Origin of the sequence: Paenirhodobacter sp. CAU 1674 (assembly GCF_029222945.1) — a bacterium.
GTDB lineage: Bacteria > Pseudomonadota > Alphaproteobacteria > Rhodobacterales > Rhodobacteraceae > Rhodobacter.
The window spans coordinates 120,905-138,759 of the sequence record NZ_JARHUH010000005.1; the positions used below are offsets into that span (position 1 = coordinate 120,905).

General features: G+C 64.9%; 15 protein-coding genes and 1 tRNA gene. 8 read left to right on the plus strand and 8 right to left on the minus strand.

All coding sequences use genetic code 11. The annotated features are described in order from the left end of the window. The first annotated feature begins 2 nt into the window (after window positions 1-2). The 3 genes from P2G62_RS08800 to P2G62_RS08810 all read left to right on the plus strand — a co-directional run bounded on the left by P2G62_RS08800 (window position 3) and on the right by P2G62_RS08810 (window position 1,844). Entirely contained in the window at window positions 3-698 is a 696-nt protein-coding gene (locus P2G62_RS08800; protein ID WP_275733600.1) for a CoA transferase subunit A, read from the plus strand. After that, a complete protein-coding gene (locus tag P2G62_RS08805) occupies window positions 698-1,327 on the plus strand; it encodes a 3-oxoacid CoA-transferase subunit B (RefSeq protein WP_275734515.1) in 630 nt (209 codons plus the stop codon). Before P2G62_RS08800 ends, P2G62_RS08805 begins: the two co-directional genes overlap by 1 nt. Window positions 1,328-1,448: 121 nt before the next feature. Further along, entirely contained in the window at window positions 1,449-1,844 is a 396-nt protein-coding gene (locus tag P2G62_RS08810; protein ID WP_275734516.1) for a VOC family protein, read from the plus strand. Between the two features lie 99 nt (window positions 1,845-1,943). On the opposite strand, the gene ilvD is transcribed toward P2G62_RS08810, so the two are convergent. From ilvD to P2G62_RS08830, 4 genes are all read right to left on the minus strand, one after another. Further along, entirely contained in the window at window positions 1,944-3,782 is a 1,839-nt protein-coding gene (gene ilvD / locus P2G62_RS08815) for a dihydroxy-acid dehydratase (protein ID WP_275734517.1), read from the minus strand. Between the two features lie 159 nt (window positions 3,783-3,941). Next, window positions 3,942-4,403 (minus strand): hypothetical protein, encoded by a 462-nt coding sequence (locus P2G62_RS08820; RefSeq protein WP_275734518.1) that lies wholly within the window; start codon window positions 4,401-4,403, stop codon window positions 3,942-3,944. Window positions 4,404-4,720: 317 nt separating this feature from the next. Further along, on the minus strand, window positions 4,721-5,419 hold the full coding sequence (locus tag P2G62_RS08825) for a sugar transferase (RefSeq protein WP_275734519.1): 699 nt from the start codon (window positions 5,417-5,419) through the stop codon (window positions 4,721-4,723). Between the two features lie 490 nt (window positions 5,420-5,909). Further along, a tRNA-Gln gene (locus P2G62_RS08830) sits at window positions 5,910-5,984 on the minus strand. A 99-nt stretch (window positions 5,985-6,083) separates the two neighbouring features. On the opposite strand from P2G62_RS08830, the gene P2G62_RS08835 reads away from it, so the two are divergent. Continuing rightward, a complete protein-coding gene (locus P2G62_RS08835) occupies window positions 6,084-7,271 on the plus strand; it encodes an aminoacetone oxidase family FAD-binding enzyme (RefSeq protein WP_275734520.1) in 1,188 nt (395 codons plus the stop codon). A gap of 200 nt (window positions 7,272-7,471) precedes the next feature. Here P2G62_RS08835 and kdsA read toward each other — a convergent pair whose 3' ends face one another. From kdsA to P2G62_RS08850, 3 genes are read right to left on the minus strand one after another with little or no spacing between them, the layout of a single operon-like run. Beyond that, window positions 7,472-8,305 carry a 3-deoxy-8-phosphooctulonate synthase gene (gene kdsA / locus P2G62_RS08840; RefSeq protein WP_275734521.1) on the minus strand — a complete coding sequence of 278 codons (834 nt, stop codon included), beginning with the start codon at window positions 8,303-8,305 and terminating at the stop codon, window positions 7,472-7,474. Window positions 8,306-8,318: 13 nt separating this feature from the next. Continuing rightward, window positions 8,319-10,055, minus strand: coding sequence for a capsule biosynthesis protein (locus tag P2G62_RS08845; protein WP_275734522.1), 1,737 nt, complete (start codon window positions 10,053-10,055; stop codon window positions 8,319-8,321). Beyond that, window positions 10,039-10,692, minus strand: coding sequence for an ATP-binding cassette domain-containing protein (locus tag P2G62_RS08850; RefSeq protein WP_275734523.1), 654 nt, complete (start codon window positions 10,690-10,692; stop codon window positions 10,039-10,041). The genes P2G62_RS08845 and P2G62_RS08850 overlap by 17 nt, the downstream gene beginning before the upstream one ends. A gap of 150 nt (window positions 10,693-10,842) precedes the next feature. Here P2G62_RS08850 and P2G62_RS08855 point away from each other — a divergent pair, with 150 nt between their 5' ends. Both P2G62_RS08855 and P2G62_RS08860 read left to right on the plus strand, forming a co-directional pair. Further along, complete coding sequence (locus P2G62_RS08855; RefSeq protein ID WP_275734524.1) at window positions 10,843-11,442, plus strand: uracil-DNA glycosylase family protein; 600 nt, start codon at window positions 10,843-10,845, stop codon at window positions 11,440-11,442. Then, window positions 11,439-12,236, plus strand: coding sequence for an SseB family protein (locus P2G62_RS08860; RefSeq protein WP_275734525.1), 798 nt, complete (start codon window positions 11,439-11,441; stop codon window positions 12,234-12,236). The genes P2G62_RS08855 and P2G62_RS08860 overlap by 4 nt, the downstream gene beginning before the upstream one ends. A 112-nt stretch (window positions 12,237-12,348) precedes the next feature. Here P2G62_RS08860 and P2G62_RS08865 read toward each other — a convergent pair whose 3' ends face one another. Further along, on the minus strand, window positions 12,349-12,762 hold the full coding sequence (locus P2G62_RS08865) for a DUF1489 domain-containing protein (protein ID WP_275734526.1): 414 nt from the start codon (window positions 12,760-12,762) through the stop codon (window positions 12,349-12,351). Window positions 12,763-12,971: 209 nt separating this feature from the next. Between P2G62_RS08865 and P2G62_RS08870 the strand changes: the two genes are divergently transcribed. Next, complete coding sequence (locus tag P2G62_RS08870; protein ID WP_275734527.1) at window positions 12,972-15,236, plus strand: adenosylcobalamin-dependent ribonucleoside-diphosphate reductase; 2,265 nt, start codon at window positions 12,972-12,974, stop codon at window positions 15,234-15,236. 389 nt (window positions 15,237-15,625) lie between these two features. Then, window positions 15,626-17,800 (plus strand): catalase/peroxidase HPI, encoded by a 2,175-nt coding sequence (gene katG, locus P2G62_RS08875; RefSeq protein WP_275734528.1) that lies wholly within the window; start codon window positions 15,626-15,628, stop codon window positions 17,798-17,800. Window positions 17,801-17,855: the final 55 nt, after the last annotated feature.

Genomic DNA, 17,855 nt, shown 5'->3' on the forward strand with positions numbered 1-17,855 from the left:
TTATGAAGAAGGTTTACGGCACGGCGTCGGAGGCTCTGGATGGGCTTTTGTTCGACGGCATGACGATGGCGGCGGGCGGGTTCGGGCTGTGCGGCATTCCTGAACTGCTGATCGACGCGCTGGTGGCCAGCGGCGTGAAGGACATCACGATCGCCTCGAACAACTGCGGGGTTGACGGGTTCGGTCTGGGCAAATTGCTGGACACGCGGCAGATCAAGAAGATGATCTCGTCCTATGTCGGCGAGAACGCGGAATTCATGCGCCAGTATCTGTCGGGCGAACTGGAGCTGGAATTCAACCCGCAGGGCACGCTGGCCGAACGGATGCGCGCGGGCGGCGCGGGGATTCCGGGCTTCTACACCAAGACCGGCGTCGGCACGGTGATCGCGGACGGCAAGGAGCACAAGGACTTCGGCGGCGAAACCTATATCCTCGAAACCGGCCTCGTCATGGATCTGGCGATCGTGAAGGCCTGGAAGGCCGACACCTCGGGCAACCTGGTCTTCCGCAAGACGGCGCGCAATTTCAACGTGCCGGCGGCCACCTGCGGGCGGGTCTGCGTGGCCGAGGTCGAGGAAATCGTGCCGGTGGGCAGCCTCGACCCCGATCACATCCACCTGCCGGGGATTTATGTGCACCGCATCATCGCGGGCCAGCACGAGAAACGGATCGAACAACGCACGGTGAGGAGCGCCTGATGCCCTGGGATCGCAATCAACTGGCCGCGCGGGCGGCAAAGGAACTCAAGGACGGGATGTATGTGAACCTTGGCATCGGCATCCCGACGCTGGTCGCAAACTACATCCCCGAAGGCATGACCGTGACGCTGCAGTCCGAAAACGGGATGCTGGGGATCGGCCCCTTCCCGACCGAGGACAAGGTCGACCCCGACCTGATCAACGCGGGCAAGCAGACGATTTCGGAATTGCCGCATTCGGCCTATTTCGACAGCGCGCAAAGCTTCGCGATGATCCGCGGCGGCAAGATCGCGATGGCGATCCTGGGCGCGATGGAGGTTTCCGAGAAGGGCGATCTGGCGAACTGGATGATCCCGGGCAAGCTGGTGAAGGGCATGGGCGGCGCGATGGATCTGGTCGCGGGCGTGAAACGCGTGGTGGTGGTGATGGACCACACCAACAAGCACGGCGAATCGAAGGTGCTGAAGGAATGCACCCTGCCGCTGACCGGCAAGGCGGTGGTCGACCGGATCATCACCAACCTGGGCGTGCTGGACGTGGGCCACAAGGGCCTGCACATCGTGGAACTGGCCGATGGCGTGACCGAAGAGGAACTGCGCGCCGCGACCGACGCCACCATCGTCGACTGACACCCCCGCGCCCCGCCCATACCCGGGCGGGGCAGAGGCCCTCAGCACCCGGCCGAAGATCTTGCCCCCGCCTGCATGCGCGCCTAGGCTCCGCGCCAACCGCAGAAGGCAGGAGGGCACGATGGCCAAGGCAATTCATTCGATGATCCGGGTTCTGGATGAGGCGCGATCACTGGCGTTCTATGAAACCGCCTTCGGTCTGCGGGTGGCCGAACGGCTGGACTTCCCCGAGTTCACGCTGATCTACCTGTCCAATGACGAAAGCGATTTCGAGCTGGAGCTGACCGTGAACAAGGGCCGCACTGCGCCCTATGATCTGGGCGATGGCTATGGCCATCTGGCGGTGTCGGTTGCGGATGTCGCCGCCGAACATGCCCGGATGGAGGCAGCCGGGCTTGCCCCGCGCAAGATCGTCGATTTTGCCCCCGCGGGTCAGGTGATTGCGCGGTTCTTCTTCATCGCCGACCCCGACGGCTATCAGATCGAGGCGCTGGAGCGCGGCGGGCGGTATCTGTGAAGGGCGGCAGTCGCCGCCTTGTCAGAGCGGTCAGGACGCGTGCCGGATAAAAAAAGGCCCCCGAAACCGGGGGCCTTTTTGTGTCTGTCCAATCCGTGATTACTTGCCCGGGATGATCCGCACGCCGCCCTTAGCTGCGGACGAGGCCAGCATCGCATAGGCCTTGAGCGCGGTGGACACGGCGCGCGGGCGCGGGGCTGCGGGCGCCCAGGGCAGCGGGCCCTTGGCGGCGCGGCGCGCCTCCAGCGTGGCGGCATCCACGGCCAGGTTGATCGTGCGGTTCGGGATGTCGATTTCGATCGTGTCGCCGGTTTCGACCAGCCCGATCAGCCCGCCCTCGGCCGCTTCGGGGCTGACATGGCCGATCGACAGACCCGAAGTCCCGCCCGAGAACCGCCCGTCGGTCAGCAGTGCGCATTTCTTGCCCAGACCTTTGGATTTCAGGTAGCTGGTGGGATAGAGCATTTCCTGCATGCCGGGGCCGCCCTGCGGTCCCTCGTAACGGATGATGACAACCTCGCCCTCGGTGACCTTGCCGGTCAGGATACCCGACACGGCGTCATCCTGGCTTTCGAACACTTTCGCGGTGCCGGTGAATTTCAGGATCGATTCATCCACGCCCGCGGTTTTCACGATGCAGCCATGCTCGGCGATATTGCCGAACAGCACCGCAAGGCCGCCGTCTTTCGAGAAGGCATGCGCCACGTCGCGGATCACGCCGCCTTCACGGTCGCGGTCCAGCTCCTTGTAGCGGTTCTGGGTCGAGAAGGCCTGCGTGGTGCGCACCCCCCCGGGGGCCGCGCGATAGAATTCCTCGATCTTCGGGTCGTTGGCGGTCATCACGTCCCATTTCGCGATGGCCTCGGCGATGGTGGCGGAATGCACGGTCTTGGCATCGCCATGCAGCAGCCCGCCGCGGTGCAATTCGCCCAGGATCGCCATGATGCCCCCGGCGCGGTGGACGTCTTCCATATGCACGTCCTGCTTGGCGGGGGCGACCTTGGACAGGCAGGGCACCTTGCGCGACAGCCGGTCCATGTCATCCATGGTGAAGTTCACGCCGCCCTCATAGGCGATGGCCAGCAGGTGCAGCACGGTGTTCGTGGACCCGCCCATCGCGATATCAAGGCTCATCGCGTTCTCGAACGCCTGCACCGTCGCGATGTCGCGCGGCAGCAGGCCCGGCTCGTTGCCCTCGTAATGGCGTTTGGTGATCTCGACGATCTTGCGCCCGGCTTCCAGGAACAGCTCCTTGCGGTCGGCATGGGTCGCCAGCATCGAGCCGTTGCCCGGCAGTGCCAGACCCAGAGCCTCGGCCAGGCAGTTCATCGAGTTCGCCGTGAACATCCCCGAACACGACCCGCAGGTCGGGCAGGCGGCCTTCTCGATCGCGTCGACCTGTTCGTCGGTATAGTTGTCATCTGCGGCGACGACCATCGCGTCGACCAGATCGAGCGAATGTTCCAGATCGTCGATGGTGACCTTGCCGGCCTCCATCGGGCCGCCCGAGACGAAAATCACCGGGATGTTCAGCCGCATCGCCGCCATCATCATGCCGGGGGTGATCTTGTCGCAGTTCGAGATGCAGACCATCGCATCGGCGCAATGGCCGTTGACCATGTATTCCACCGAATCCGCGATCAACTCGCGCGAGGGCAGCGAATAGAGCATCCCGTCATGGCCCATCGCGATGCCGTCGTCGATGGCGATGGTGTTGAATTCCTTGGCGACACCGCCCGCGGCCTCGATCTCGCGCGCGACCATCTGGCCCAGATCCTTCAGGTGGACGTGGCCCGGAACGAATTGCGTGAAAGAGTTGACGACCGCAATGATCGGCTTGCCGAAATCGCCATCCGTCATGCCGGTTGCGCGCCACAGCCCGCGGGCGCCTGCCATGTTGCGGCCATGGGTGGATTTGCGGGAACGGTAATGCGGCATGGGTCGGCTCCTCCGGCGCAGGGGGCCGCGTCAGGCGCGGCCAGTCTGGCGTTGTCTTACAGCAGGGGCGACCCGCTTGCCAATCGCCTGCGCCCTGTTTCCGAGGGCGCAGGTGTGTTTTTGTCGGTCCTGCGCAGGCGCCGGACCCGGACGCGGGGGTCAGAACAGCAGCTTGTAGGTGTTGCCGCGCGTGTCGGTGGCCGTGCCGGTGCCGCTTTGCGTGCCAGAGCCCGAGACGAAATGCCCCTCGACCCGGGTGCCATCGTTACACACTGCGTAGATCTCGCCCGAGTTGATGCCGCCGACATCCTCGGTCGAGCGTTTCACCTTGCCGCCGGTTTCGCGCAGGGTCAGCGACAGGCCGCGTTCCTTGGTGATGACCTTGGGGGTGACCGACGACCAGGTGCCGGTGCATTTGGCCTTGTCGGGTTTCGGCAGGCGGAAGCTGATCGTGCCCGAGGTTTCGCTGCTGTTGTCGGTTCTGACCGCGATCAGAAGCGAAGGCGAGGTTTCGGCGATCGGGCCCTTGATCGGATAGAGCCGGATTCCCGTGTCGGTGCCGCAGGCGGCGAGGGCGGGCAGAAGGCAAAGGACGAGGCGGGCGCGCAGGGTCACGAGCATGGTCTTTCGGTTCTGGCGCGCCGGGGCGGTGCAGGCAGACGGCGGATCGTCTTGCAGGGGCCTTGGCGCGGGGGAGGTTGGGGTCGGTCGATCTGATAAGGGCATCCGGCAGCTGGTTGAACCGGCGCCGGAAAGGGGGCACCGGCCGCAGGCCGCCAAGCGCGTTCTCTAGCAGCGGCGGCCCTTGTCAGCAAGGGCGCGCACGACACAGATGCGTGTTGGTTTGTTGGGGAATGACGGGCCGGGGCGGCCAGCCCGCTGGTGGGCAGCGGCGCGCTTCCGCTGACCCGTGCGCTTGCCCGCGCGGGTCAGGCGTTTCAGTGCCCGGTCCGGCACAGGACGACGCGTGCGGTGCGCAGGATCAGGCTCAGGTCGGACAGGAAGTTGAGCTTGCTGTAATAGGTCTCGTCGAAGGTCACGCGGTCCTCGAAGGTGGTGGCACCGCGGCCGAACACCTGCCAGGGGCCGGTGATGCCGGGGCGCATGTGGTAATAGGCCTTGCCGCCGGCCGCATCGTAGATTGCCTTTTGCGCGGGCAGGAAGGGGCGCGGGCCGACCAGGCTCATGTCGCCGCGCAGCACGTTGAAGATCTGCGGCAGCTCGTCCAGGCTGGTGGCGCGCAGGACTTTCCCGATCTTCGAGATCCGCGGGTCGTGGCGCAGCTTCTGGTAGGTGTGCCATTCGGCGGCGATTGCGGGGTCCTTTTCGCACATCTCTTCCAGCACGCGTTCGGCGTTGACCACCATGGTGCGGAATTTGAAGCAGGTGAAGCTGCGCCCGTTCAGGCCGATGCGGGGCTGGGCGAAGACGGCCGACCCGCCGTCGCGCTGGATCACGACCCAGATCACGGCCAGAACGGGCAGAAGGACCGGCATCAGCAGCAGGGCCAGGATAATGTCCAGAATACGCTTGCCAAAGACAGCATAGACCCGGCCGAATTCAGTGCTTCTGGAGGCTCGCACAACCTCTGATTGCATCGCCGGCGTCCGCGAGACCTCGATACCCTGAAAAGCCATTGTGCCTCCTGCTGAATTTGAACCCTGAAAAAATCTTCATACCAACCGCGCGACCTGAAAGTGGAAGGGCCGTGCAATTGAGCTGGCGCTTCCTCGCCGTCGCACTGTGATCAAGACGCCAATACTTACATCGAAAACCTACAGCTCGATATTAACGGTTCGATAACATTTTTCCGCGAAGCAGCATGAATGCGCAAGGCTTACATGGCGCAAAACCGACGGAAACGCCGGTTTATTGGGCGAGATCCCTCCGGTCCGGGGCTCAAATGGGCAAAATCGCGCCATTTTCGGGGGTTGCTCTGCGTGGGGCGGGCGCCGGGCCGGGCCAGCGGGCAGGGCGGGCGAATCCTGTTGTCGGGGGCATTTGCGACCCGAGCCGATGGGGCCCTGAACGCAAACCAGACTGGGCGGAAGCCTGCCGTGAAGGCAGCGGATCGGAGCGGCCTGCAAGACTGCTCGGCCCGCATGCATCAACTCGAAACAAGAAGATTGGCTGGGGCGGTAGGATTCGAACCTACGGTACACGGTACCAAAAACCGACGCCTTACCACTTGGCCACGCCCCAACTTGCGGCGGTGTTTAGCCAAGCCGGCGGGTGGCTGCAAGAGGAAAAAGTGACAAATTTGTTTGCAGCCTGTCACGCCATGCGGCTAAGCCCGGAGCCATGGAAAAGACCGATGTAATTATCCTTGGGGCCGGGGCAGCCGGGTTGTTCGCCGCCGGAGAGCTGGTACGGCGCGGGCGGCGGGTGGTCGTGCTCGATCATGCTGCGCGACCGGGCGAGAAGATTCGCATCTCGGGCGGGGGGCGATGCAACTTCACCAACCGCGATCTGACCCGGCAAAACGCCGCCAGCCGATTCCTGTCGGAAAATCCGCGCTTTGCCCTTTCGGCGCTCAGCCGGTTCACGCCCGAGGACTTCATCGCGCGGATGGACCGGGCGGGAATCGCCTGGCACGAGAAACATCTGGGCCAGCTGTTTTGCGACGGCAAGGCGGGGCAGGTTGTCGACATGCTGCTGGATGCGATGCGCCCGGGGGCCGAGCTGCGGCTGGGGTGCGCGATCGGGGCGGTGGAGCGGTCGGGCGACGGCTTTGTCGTGCAGACCTCGACCGGCGCGCTTGGGGCGCAAAGCGTGATCGTGGCGACCGGCGGCAAGTCGATTCCGAAAATGGGGGCGACCGGAATGGGCTATGGTCTTGCCGAACAGTTCGGGCTGCGCGTGACCGGGACGCGCGCGGCGCTGGTGCCGCTGACCTTCGCGGCGCAGGATCTGGCGCGGACCGCGCCGATGGCCGGGGTGGCGGTGGCGGCGCGGGTCAGCCACGACCGCACCAGTTTCGACGAGGCGCTGCTGTTCACGCATCGCGGCCTGTCGGGGCCGGCGATCCTGCAGATTTCAAGCTATTGGCGCGAGGGCGATGCGATCCGCGTCGATCTGGCGCCGGGGCGGGACATCGCGGCCGAACTGGCGCGGATGCGCGGCGAAAACGGCAAGGTCGCGCTGCACAATGCATTGGCGCGGCTGCTGCCGGACAAACTGGCGCTGTTTGCCACGCAGGAGGCGGGGCTTGCGGGGCGGCTGGCCGATCAGGGCAATGCCGCGCTCGACCGGCTTGCCGCGCAGGTCCACTGCTGGGAGATCCGCCCGGTCGGATCGGAAGGCTATCGCACCGCCGAGGTGACGCTGGGCGGGGTCTCCACGGCCGATCTGGATGCCAAGACACTGCAGGCGCGCGCGGTGCCGGGGCTGTATTTCATCGGCGAGGTGGTGGATGTGACCGGCTGGCTTGGCGGCTACAATTTCCAATGGGCCTGGTCTTCGGCCTGGGCCGCGGCGCAGGTGGCCTGAGCGGGCAGGGGGCGCTGCCCCCCGTCGCCGGAGGGCGACACATAATGGCCGGGCAGGGGGCGCTGCCCCCGGCTCCTGACGGAGCCTCCCCCGGGATATTTTGGCCAGAAAGAAAGGCGATCTGCGTTTTCTTTCTGGTCGAAATATCCCGCGGGGTGAATGGCCGCAGGCCAGAGGGGGGCCGCGCCCCCCTGCCGTTGTCACAGGCGGATCGGGTCTGCCTTGGCGATCCGGTCAAAGGCCATCAGCGTGGCAATCAAATGCGGCATCTGATCGAGCGCGATCATGTTCGGCCCGTCCGACGGCGCGCTATCCGGCGCCTGATGCGTTTCGATGAACACCCCCGCGATGCCGAGGCTGACGGCGGCGCGCGCCATCACCGGGGCCATCTCGCGCTGCCCGCCGCTGGCGCCGCCCAGGCCCCCGGGTTGTTGCACCGAATGGGTCGCGTCCATGATGACGGGGTAGCCGGTTTTCATCATCGTCGGCAGGCCGCGCATGTCCGCGACCAGCGTGTTATAGCCGAAAGAGGTGCCGCGTTCGGTCAGCAGGATCTTTTCATTGCCGGTCGAGGCGACCTTGTCGGCGACATTGGGCATGTCCCAAGGCGCCAGGAACTGCCCCTTCTTGATATTGACCACGCAGCCGGTTTCGCCTGCGGCCAGCAGCAGATCGGTCTGGCGGCACAGGAAGGCGGGGATCTGGATCACATCGACCACAGCCCCCGCGATGCGGGCCTGTTCGGGGTCGTGGATGTCGGTCAGCACCGGGCAGCCCAGGCGCGCGCGCACCGTGTCGAGGATCTTCAGCCCGGCGTCGATGCCCAGCCCGCGCTTGCCCTTCAGGCTGGTGCGGTTGGCCTTGTCGTAGCTGCCCTTGAAGATGAACTGCGCGCCGGCCTCTGCGCAGACCTTGGCCATCGCCTCGGCGATCATCAGCGCGTGGGCCTCGCTTTCCAGTTGGCAGGGCCCTGCGATCACGGTCAGCGGGCGGTCGTTGCCGACGGTCAGCCCGCCGATTTTCACGTCTTTCATCCGGTCCTCCGGGTCAGCTCGAGACCTGTTCGCGCAGGATCGAGGCAGTGAGCGAGAGCATCAGATAAATACCCGAAAAGATCAGGAAGGCCAGCAGCGTGTTCTCGAAGGCGCGCGGATAGGTGGGTTCATCCGGGGCCACGGGGCGCACGCCGGTGGACAGGTAGCGGACCTGTTTGTTGGCCTCGATCCGGGCGGTTTCCATCTGTTGGGCGGCCGCCGACAGCAGCATTTGCCGGGTGGCCAGCTCGGCCTCGGCGATGCGCAGCTGGCCGGTGATCGAGGCGAGCGATTCCGACGACCCGCTGCGTTCGGTCAGTTGCTTGCGCAGATCGGCGATCAGCGTTTCAAGCCGGGCGATATCGCCGCGCACGCCATCGACGCGTGCCTGGTTCGGGCTGGGGTTGTCGAGCAATTGCCCCAGCTCCAGCCGCTTTTGCTGCAACTGCGTCTCGAAGCCCGAGACCTGGCTCATCACCAGGCTGCTTTCGGTGACCGGGTCCAGGATGCCCACCTGTTCCTGCAGCGTCAGCACCTTGGACTGCGCGGCAAAGACCTTGGCCTCGGCATCCTCGTAACTGTCACGCGCGCCCTTCATCTGGTCTTCGCGCAGTCGCGAGGTCAGCTTGTCGACCTGTTCCTCGGCATAGGAGATCAGCGATTCCGAAAATTGCTTGGAGACTTCCGGGTCGGCGGCGATCACCTCCATCTTGACCACGCCTTCCGAGGGGTCGTAACCGATCTTCACATTGCGCCGATAGGTTTTGTAGGCGGCTTCGTTCGTGGCATCGGCATCTAGGCGCTGGATCGGGTCGATGAAGTCTTGCGAGAAATGTTTCTTGAAGCCCTGATCGGCATCAAGGCGCAGCATCGCATCGCGCGATTGCAGATAGCTTTGCACCGTCACCGAATCCTGGTTGGTCGCCAGCTGCGTGCCCGAGAACAGGCTGCCCAGCCCGCTGGCCCCGGCCATACCTTCGGATTTCTGGATCACGAATTCGGTTTTGGTGGCGTAAAGCGGGGTCGCGACGACGAAGTAATACCAGCCCGCCAGCAGCGTCGGCAGGAAGACGAAAAACGCCAGTCGCGCCCCCAGCAGGGCCAGCTTGCGCCGCCGCCGTTTGGTGATGTCGCGCTGGATGCGGATGATTTCGCGCGCCCGCTGGGCTTCGCCCATCACCTCGGTCGCGGGCGGCGGGGCGGCCTTCACCGTCTGGGGCAGCTGCACGCGGGTGTCGGCCCCCTTGCCATCCAGCCGCGCCAGCGCCTGCGTGGTGCCTGCTTCCCCCGGCGCGGCGGCGGCGCTTTGGCCGATGCCCAGCACATCCGTGCGGTCGAACGGGTCGATCTCCTTGCGGCGCAGCAGGCGCACGGCTTCGAAATCCGATGTCGCCTCGATCCCGTGTTTCTGCGCGGTGCGGCGGGCAAGCCGCAATTGCCGCCCGGTCAGCCCCTCGGCGCGAATCTGGGCGATTTCCTCTTCGGTGGTCATTTCCGAGGGGCCCAGCACCGTCGTGCCGCCGACCTTGGCGGCCGAGGAAAACCGTCCCTCGCCGAATCCGTCGTCCTGGGGTTCGAAAATCTGCGCCGGATCGGGGCTGGCCTGCGCCGCGGCGGTTTCGGCGCGCAGACGGGCTGCGGCCCCCTGCGGCGGGGTTGTTTCTACCGGCGTCGGGGCGGGGCCCGTGTCCGACAGGGCGGGCGTGGCGCGGCGGACGCGAAACTTCGTGGCCTTAGGATTGGTAGTCATACATCCGCTTCGCTTCTTCCAGGGTGTCAAACATATACAATTGCCCGTCGCGCAACACAGCCGCCGAGCGACAGAATTTTTCCAGCGTCGTCGCCTGGTGCGACACGACGATCACCGTCGCATCCTTGAGCCGGTCGCGCAGGATCGAGCCGGCCTTGCGGTTGAACTCCACATCGGTGGTCGAGGGCATCCCCTCGTCGATCAGATAGATGTCGAATTCCAGCGCCAGAAGCAGCGAGAAGGTAAAGCGCGAGCGCATCCCCTGGCTGTAGGTGCCCACCGGCATGTCGAAATATTCGGCAATGCCACAGAGCCAGCGGCAGAAGGCCTCGACATAATCGGGGTCGAGCCCGTAGAGCCGCGCGATGAAGCGTGCGTTTTCCCGGGCGCTGTGCTTGTTGACCACGCCGCCCATGAAGCCCAGCGGAAACGACACCCGGCAGGATTTGCGGATCTCGCCCTCATCGGGTTTTTCAAGGCCCGCCATCATGTTGATCAGCGTCGTCTTGCCGGTGCCGTTGGGCGCCAGAATGCCAAGGCTGTTGCCCAGCTCGACGCGGAAGTTGGCGCGGTCCAGGATCACCTTGCGCTGCTTGCCCGTCCAGAAAGACTTGCTGACATTCTCGAACTCGAGCATGGCCCCCCCGGTTGTGCCGCCTGATACGCTGTGGCGTTCGTTACATCGTGATCGGATCTGGTCCGAAAAATCCCTTAAACCGCTTCTACTGGCGATTTCGGGCAATATTATGTCCTAACGAAACAAAGGTATAGGCAGCCGGGGTTTGTTTTGCCTCACGAAACGAAGAGTGACGACGCGCTGATCGACGAGATCCGGGCCTGCAGGCTGTGTGCCGGGCGATTTGCCGCCACCGCCAGCGCGCATATGCCGCGCCCGGTGGTCTGGTTCCGGCCCGGCGCGCGCGTGCTGATCGTCGGGCAGGCGCCGGGCGCGCGGGTGCATGCCTCGGGGCGGCCCTTTACCGACCCGTCGGGCGACCGGCTGCGGAGCTGGATGGGGGTGGATGCCGAGACCTTCTATGACCGCAGCCGTATCGCGATCGTGCCGATGGCGTTCTGCTTTCCGGGCTACGACGCCAAGGGGTCCGACCTGCCACCACCACCCCTGTGTGCCGCGACCTGGCGCGCGCGGGTGCTGGCGGCGATCGGCACACCGCAGCTGACACTGCTGGTCGGCGGCGCGGCGCAGCGCTGGCATCTGGGCACGCGCGCGGTCTCTGACACGGTTTTCGCGTGGCAAAACCACGCGCCGGCCGTCTTCCCCTTGCCCCATCCGTCCTGGCGCAATACGGGATGGCTGAAACGCAATCCGTGGTTCGAGGCCGAGGTGATCCCGGCGCTGCGCGCCCGGGTGAAGGAGGTATTATGACGCCCTATGATCGCGCCCACGCCGCATCCGCCGCCGACCCGGACAACGAGGCCCTGCGTCTGGCGGTCTATGACCGGCTGGCCGATGCGGAGTTGTTCCTGCTGCTGGAAGAGGAACCCGAGGGCGACGACATCACGCCTCAGGTGTTCGAAACCGAGGATGGCGATTTCGTGCTGGCCTTCGATCTGGAGGAACGGCTGGCCGAATTCACCGGCGAACCCGCGCCCTATGCGGCGCTGCCGGGCCGGGTGATCGCGCAGCATCTGGTGGGCGAGGGCGTCGGGCTGGGGATCAATCTGGGCGTGGCTGACTCGGCGCTGTTGCTGCCGCCCGAGGCGCTGGAATGGCTGACCCATGCGCTGACCCATACCCCCGAACAGACCGACGCGCGCCCGGTGGCCTTTGACGCGCCCGCGCTGCCGCCCGCGATTCTGGGGCTGCTGCTGCCCGCCTTCGACGCGAAATTCGCGCAGCTTGCCGGGTTGGCCAGTCACGCGCTGCTGGGCGGCGTGACCTATGACGACGGGCGGCGCGGTCATGTGCTGGCCTTTCTGGGCGCGCCCGAAGCCGCGCGACCGGGCATCGCCAAGGCCATGGCCGAAGCGCTGGCCTTTTCCGGGCTGGATGCGGGCGAGCTGGACGTGACCTTCTTTGACGAGGGCGATCACGCGGCGGCGGTGCTGCTGGACAAGGCGCTGGTGCTGCATCTGCCCGAACCCGAGGTGGAAGATGTGCAGGAGCTGAAGCCCACGATGCCCGGAATGGACCCGAGCAAGCCGCCGATCCTGCGCTAGGCGCCGGGGGTTTCACACCCCCGGACCCCCGTGGGATATTTGAGCCAAGATGAAAGCCACGCCCTTTCGTCTTGCCGAACCTGTCGCGGGTGGGAGGGCGTCGGTGGCCGGATCAGCGCAGGCCGATTTCCGCCAGGGCCGCCATCAGATCGCGCGGCAGCGGTTCTTCCCGCTCGCGACCGGCGGCAAGGTCTTGCGGGGCGTCTGCGGGCGTCAGATAGCGCCAGCCCTGGAACGGCCGGCGGGGCAGGGCTTCGGTGCGGACAACGTCCCGGTCGAGCAGGATTGCGCAGCGGGTGATGCCGTCTTCGCCCGGCCGTTCCTCGAGCCCGATCACCCTTTGCCGGGCCAGGACGACCCCTTTGAAGACCCAGTAAAGCGAGCCGCCATCCAGGATTTCATCGCCGCGTTTGGGCCACATCCGGGTGACGTGGCAGGCCGGTCCGGTGCCGTAGCGCGCCGCCTGCCAGTCGATCAGATCCTCGACCTTCTCGGCGCCGACGCAAAGTTTGATCAGGTGAATCATTCGCAGCCCCCGCTTCTGGTCCAGACTTAGGCCGATGGACCGGCTGCGGCAAGGGAAGGGGCTTTTCACTCTGGTCTCACTCTGCCCCATCATGTAGTGTGGACCCCCGCCCCCGGCGCACCACATGGTCCGGGGGCGTTGCATTTTCAGCCCACCGCCGGGCGCCGCGCATTGTGCGGTGCCGCTCAGAAGACCCGAAGGACAACCGGATGACCCGTTTTGCCGCCCCCATCGCCGAACAGATCTGGGATATGAAGTATCGCCTCAAGGATGCCGAGGGCACCCCTGTGGATCTGACGGTCGAAGACAGCTGGCGGCGCATCGCCCGTGCCCTGGCGGCAGTCGAGGCGGACCCGGCCCTGTGGGAAGACCGCTTCTATGGCGCGCTGGAAGATTTCAAGTATCTGCCCGCCGGGCGGATCACGGCAGGGGCGGGCACCGGGCGTGCCGTCACGCTGTTCAACTGCTTCGTGATGGGCACAATCCCCGATTCGATGGGCGGCATTTTCGACATGCTGAAAGAGGCCGCGCTGACGATGCAGCAAGGCGGCGGGATCGGCTATGACTTCTCGACCATCCGTCCGCGCGGTGCGGCGGTGCAGGGGGTTGCCGCCGATGCCTCGGGGCCCTTGTCGTTCATGGATGTGTGGGATGCGATGTGCCGCACGATCATGTCGGCGGGCTCGCGTCGCGGCGCGATGATGGCCACGATGCGCTGCGATCACCCCGATATCGAGCAGTTCATCACCGCCAAGCAGGATTCGGCCCGGCTGCGGATGTTCAACCTGTCGGTGCTGGTGACCGACGCCTTCATGGAGGCGGTGAAGGCCGACGGCCCGTGGGAGCTGACCTTCGAGGGCCGCGTCTATCACACGCTCAACGCCCGCGATCTGTGGAACAAGATCATGCGCGCGACCTATGATTACGCCGAGCCGGGCGTGATCTTCATCGACCGCATCAACAAGATGAACAACCTGAGCTATTGCGAGACGATCGCGGCGACCAATCCTTGTGGCGAGCAGCCGCTGCCGCCCTATGGCGCCTGTCTGCTGGGCTCGGTCAATCTGGCGCGGCTGGTCACCAACCCGTTCACCGCGCAGGCCGAACTGGACCCCGCCGCGCTGGACGATCTGGTGCGTCTGGCGATCCGCATGATGGATAACGTCGTCGACGCCAGCCGCTTTCCGCTGCCGCAACAGGCCGAAGAGGCCGCCAACAAGCGCCGGATCGGGCTGGGTGTCACCGGGCTGGCCGATGCGCTGCTGATGCTGGGGCTGAAATACGGCAGCGACGCGGCGGCGGCGCAGACCGAAGCCTGGATGAAGGCGATCGCGCGGGCCTCTTATCTGGCCTCGGTTGATCTGGCCCGCGAAAAAGGCGCCTTCCCGCTGTTTGACGCGGAAAAATACCTGGCCTCGGGCAACATGATGCAGATGGATGACGATGTGCGCGAGGCGATCCGCACCCACGGCATCCGCAACGCGCTGCTGACCTCGATCGCGCCCACCGGCACGATCAGCCTTTACGCGGGCAATGTCAGTTCCGGGATCGAGCCGGTCTTCGCCTATGCCTACACCCGCAAGGTTCTGCAAAAGGACGGCAGCCGGACCGAGGAAGAGGTCGTCGATTACGCCGTGCAGATGTGGCGTGACCTGAAGGGCGACGCGCCCTTGCCCGACTATTTCGTCAACGCGCAGACCCTGGCGCCGATGGCGCATGTGAAGATGCAGGCGGCGGCGCAGAAATGGATCGACAGCAGCATCTCCAAGACGATCAACTGCCCCGAGGACATCAGCTTTGACGATTTCAAGGATGTCTACATGGCGGCCTGGGATCAGGGGTGCAAAGGCTGCACCACCTATCGGCCGAACGATGTGACCGGATCGGTCCTGTCGGTCAGCGAGAAATCCGAAAAGACCCCCGAAACCGATCAGGGCGCCGAAGTGGTTTACCTGACCGAGCCGCTGGACCGGCCCGCGGCGCTGGAAGGCTCGACCTACAAGATCAAATGGCCGGGGTCGGAACACGCGATCTATATCACCGTGAATGACATCGTGCAGGCGGGGCATCGCCGCCCGTTCGAAGTGTTCATCAATTCGAAGAACATGGAGCATTTCGCCTGGACCGTGGCCCTGACCCGGATGATCTCGGCCGTGTTCCGGCGCGGGGGCGATGTCAGCTTCGTCGTCGAAGAGCTGAAAGCCGTGTTCGATCCGCGCGGCGGGGCCTGGTTGCAGGGGCAATACATCCCCTCGATCCTGGCCGCGATCGGCGGCGTGATCGAACGCCACATGGTCGCCATCGGATTCATCGAGGGCGAGGGGATGGGCCTGAAATCCGATCCCAAGGCCGAGGCCATGGTGATCGGCGAGGCCCCCCGCGGCCAAGCCTGCCCGGCCTGCGGCAGCTACGCGATGCGCAAGGTCGAAGGCTGCATGACCTGCGCCGACTGCGGCCACAGCAAATGCGGCTGAGGCCGGGACGAGGGTCTGTTTGCCCCATAACAAATAGTCCATTTCCCGGGTGATTTGACCATTCCGACACGGACCAGATGACCACCGGCTGCGCGGCAGTCGGTGGTTTCTTTTTGGATCAATGCCTTGCGTTCGTGCTGGGTTTCGGGGCTCCGATCTGCGGTCCGGGCGTGAGGCCCGGCGAAGCCGATGATGGTGTTGTCCGGGGCAGATCATCACTGTTCGGTCGCGGACAACGCATAATCAAATCTTATGAATTACAAGAATAAATGCAATTTGGATTGATGAAACTGCTCTGTTAAAACGGTTTCAGGAACCAGCTTCCGCTCCTGGCATGATATGCTCGGGGGAGCCACGGCCACGATGAACGCAGCAAAATGGAGGATCAGATGGACGGGAACGACGTCAAGAACGAGGGCAAGTGCCCGGTCATGCATGGCGGTTTGACCAGCATGGGCGGCAATGTGATGGAATGGTGGCCGAACGCGCTGAACCTCGACATCCTGCACCAGCACGATACCAAGACCAACCCGCTGAAAGGTTTCAATTATCGCGAACAGGTCAAGTCGCTGGACTATGCCGCGCTGAAGGCGGATGTGCATGCGCTGATGACCGACAGCCAGGAATGGTGGCCGGCGGACTGGGGCCATTACGGCGGGCTGATGATCCGCATGGCCTGGCATGCGGCGGGGTCTTATCGCGTGGCCGATGGCCGCGGCGGTGGCGGCACCGGCAACCAGCGCTTTGCGCCGCTGAACTCCTGGCCGGACAACGCCAACCTCGACAAGGCCCGCCGCCTGCTGTGGCCGATCAAGAAGAAATACGGCAACAAGATCTCGTGGGCGGACCTGATCATCCTGGCGGGCACCGTAGCCTATGAAAACATGGGGCTGAAGACCTTTGGCTTTGCCCTGGGCCGCACCGACATCTGGCATCCCGAAAAGGATGTTTACTGGGGCTCCGAAAAGGAATGGCTGGCGCCGTCCGAGAACCGCTATGCGGATGTGGGCAAGCCCGATACGATGGAAAACCCGCTGGCGGCCGTGCAGATGGGTCTGATCTATGTGAACCCCGAAGGGGTGAACGGCAAGCCCGACCCGCTGGCCACTGCGTTGCAGGTGCGCGAAACCTTTGCCCGCATGGCGATGAACGACGAGGAAACCGTTGCGCTGACCGCGGGCGGCCACACGGTTGGCAAATGCCACGGCAATGGCCGGGCCGAAAATCTGGGGGCGGACCCGGAAGGCGCGGATGTGACCGAACAGGGCCTGGGCTGGATCAACCACAAGGGCCGTGGCATCGGGCGCAACACCGTGACCTCGGGCATCGAGGGGGCCTGGACCACGCATCCGACCAAGTGGGACATGGGCTATTTCCATCTGCTGTTCACCTATGACTGGGAGTTGAAGAAATCCCCCGCCGGTGCCTGGCAGTGGGAGCCGGTGAATATCGCCGAAGAAGACAAGCCGGTGGACGTGGAAGATCCGTCGATCCGCTACAACCCGATCATGACCGACGCCGATATGGCGATGAAGATGGACCCGACCTATCGCGCCATCTGCGAAAAGTTCATGGCCGATCCGGCGGCGTTCGACGATGCGTTTGCCCGGGCCTGGTTCAAGCTGACGCACCGCGACATGGGGCCCAACACCCGCTACATCGGGCCGGAGGCGCCGTCGGAAATCCTGCTTTGGCAAGACCCGGTTCCGGCTGGCAACACCGCCTATGACGTGGCCGACGTGAAGGCCCGGATCGCGGCCAGCGGCCTGTCGGGTGCCGACATGATCGCCACCGCCTGGGATTCGGCGCGGACCTTCCGGCAGTCGGACTATCGCGGTGGCGCCAATGGTGCGCGTATCCGCCTGGCCCCGCAGAAGGATTGGGGAGGCAACGAACCCGCCCGTCTGGCCCGTGTTCTGTCTGCGCTGGAACCGATTGCCGCGCAAACCGGGGCCTCGGTCGCGGATGTGATCGTGCTGGCCGGCAACCTGGGTGTGGAAATGGCCGCGAAAGCCGCCGGTTTCGACATCGAGGTGCCGTTCTTCCCGGGGCGTGGCGATGCCACCGACGCCATGACCGATGCCGACAGCTTCAAGTGGCTGGAGCCGGTCGCGGACGGGTTCCGCAACTGGCAGAAGAAGGACTATGTCGTTTCGGCCGAGGAACTGATGCTGGACCGCGCGCAGCTGATGGGTCTGACCGCCTGCGAGATGACCTGCCTTGTCGGCGGCATGCGGGTTCTGGGCGCCAACTTCGGCGGCAGCCAGCATGGCGTGTTCACCGATCGCGTCGGCGCGCTGACCACGGATTTCTTCGTCAACCTGACCGACATGGCCTACAGCTGGAAGCCCACCGGGCGGAACAGCTATGCCATCGTCGACCGCAAGTCGGGTGACACGAAATGGACGGCGACGCGCGCGGATCTGGTGTTCGGTTCGAACTCGATCCTGCGTTCCTATGCCGAGGTCTATGCGCAAGACGACAATGCCGAGCGTTTCGTGCAGGACTTCGTGGCTGCCTGGACCAAGGTGATGAACGCCGATCGCTACGATCTGCAGGTCTGATCGTCAGGCCAGGGACAAGGGGCGCTCCGGGAAACCGTGGCGCCTTTTTGCATTT

Bases quoted from the DNA above. Each gene is read 5' to 3' on its own strand.
- P2G62_RS08825 (WP_275734519.1), bottom strand. From the start codon at position 5,419: ATGGCTTTTCAGGGTATCGAGGTCTCGCGGACGCCGGCGATGCAATCA.
- P2G62_RS08860 (WP_275734525.1), top strand. From the start codon at position 11,439: ATGACGCCCTATGATCGCGCCCACGCCGCATCCGCCGCCGACCCGGAC.
- P2G62_RS08835 (WP_275734520.1), top strand. From the start codon at position 6,084: ATGGAAAAGACCGATGTAATTATCCTTGGGGCCGGGGCAGCCGGGTTG.
- P2G62_RS08850 (WP_275734523.1), bottom strand. From the start codon at position 10,692: ATGCTCGAGTTCGAGAATGTCAGCAAGTCTTTCTGGACGGGCAAGCAG.
- P2G62_RS08865 (WP_275734526.1), bottom strand. From the start codon at position 12,762: ATGATTCACCTGATCAAACTTTGCGTCGGCGCCGAGAAGGTCGAGGAT.
- P2G62_RS08810 (WP_275734516.1), top strand. From the start codon at position 1,449: ATGGCCAAGGCAATTCATTCGATGATCCGGGTTCTGGATGAGGCGCGA.
- P2G62_RS08800 (WP_275733600.1), top strand. From the start codon at position 3: ATGAAGAAGGTTTACGGCACGGCGTCGGAGGCTCTGGATGGGCTTTTG.
- katG (WP_275734528.1), top strand. From the start codon at position 15,626: ATGGACGGGAACGACGTCAAGAACGAGGGCAAGTGCCCGGTCATGCAT.
- P2G62_RS08845 (WP_275734522.1), bottom strand. From the start codon at position 10,055: ATGACTACCAATCCTAAGGCCACGAAGTTTCGCGTCCGCCGCGCCACG.
- P2G62_RS08820 (WP_275734518.1), bottom strand. From the start codon at position 4,403: ATGCTCGTGACCCTGCGCGCCCGCCTCGTCCTTTGCCTTCTGCCCGCC.
- kdsA (WP_275734521.1), bottom strand. From the start codon at position 8,305: ATGAAAGACGTGAAAATCGGCGGGCTGACCGTCGGCAACGACCGCCCG.
- ilvD (WP_275734517.1), bottom strand. From the start codon at position 3,782: ATGCCGCATTACCGTTCCCGCAAATCCACCCATGGCCGCAACATGGCA.
- P2G62_RS08805 (WP_275734515.1), top strand. From the start codon at position 698: ATGCCCTGGGATCGCAATCAACTGGCCGCGCGGGCGGCAAAGGAACTC.
- P2G62_RS08870 (WP_275734527.1), top strand. From the start codon at position 12,972: ATGACCCGTTTTGCCGCCCCCATCGCCGAACAGATCTGGGATATGAAG.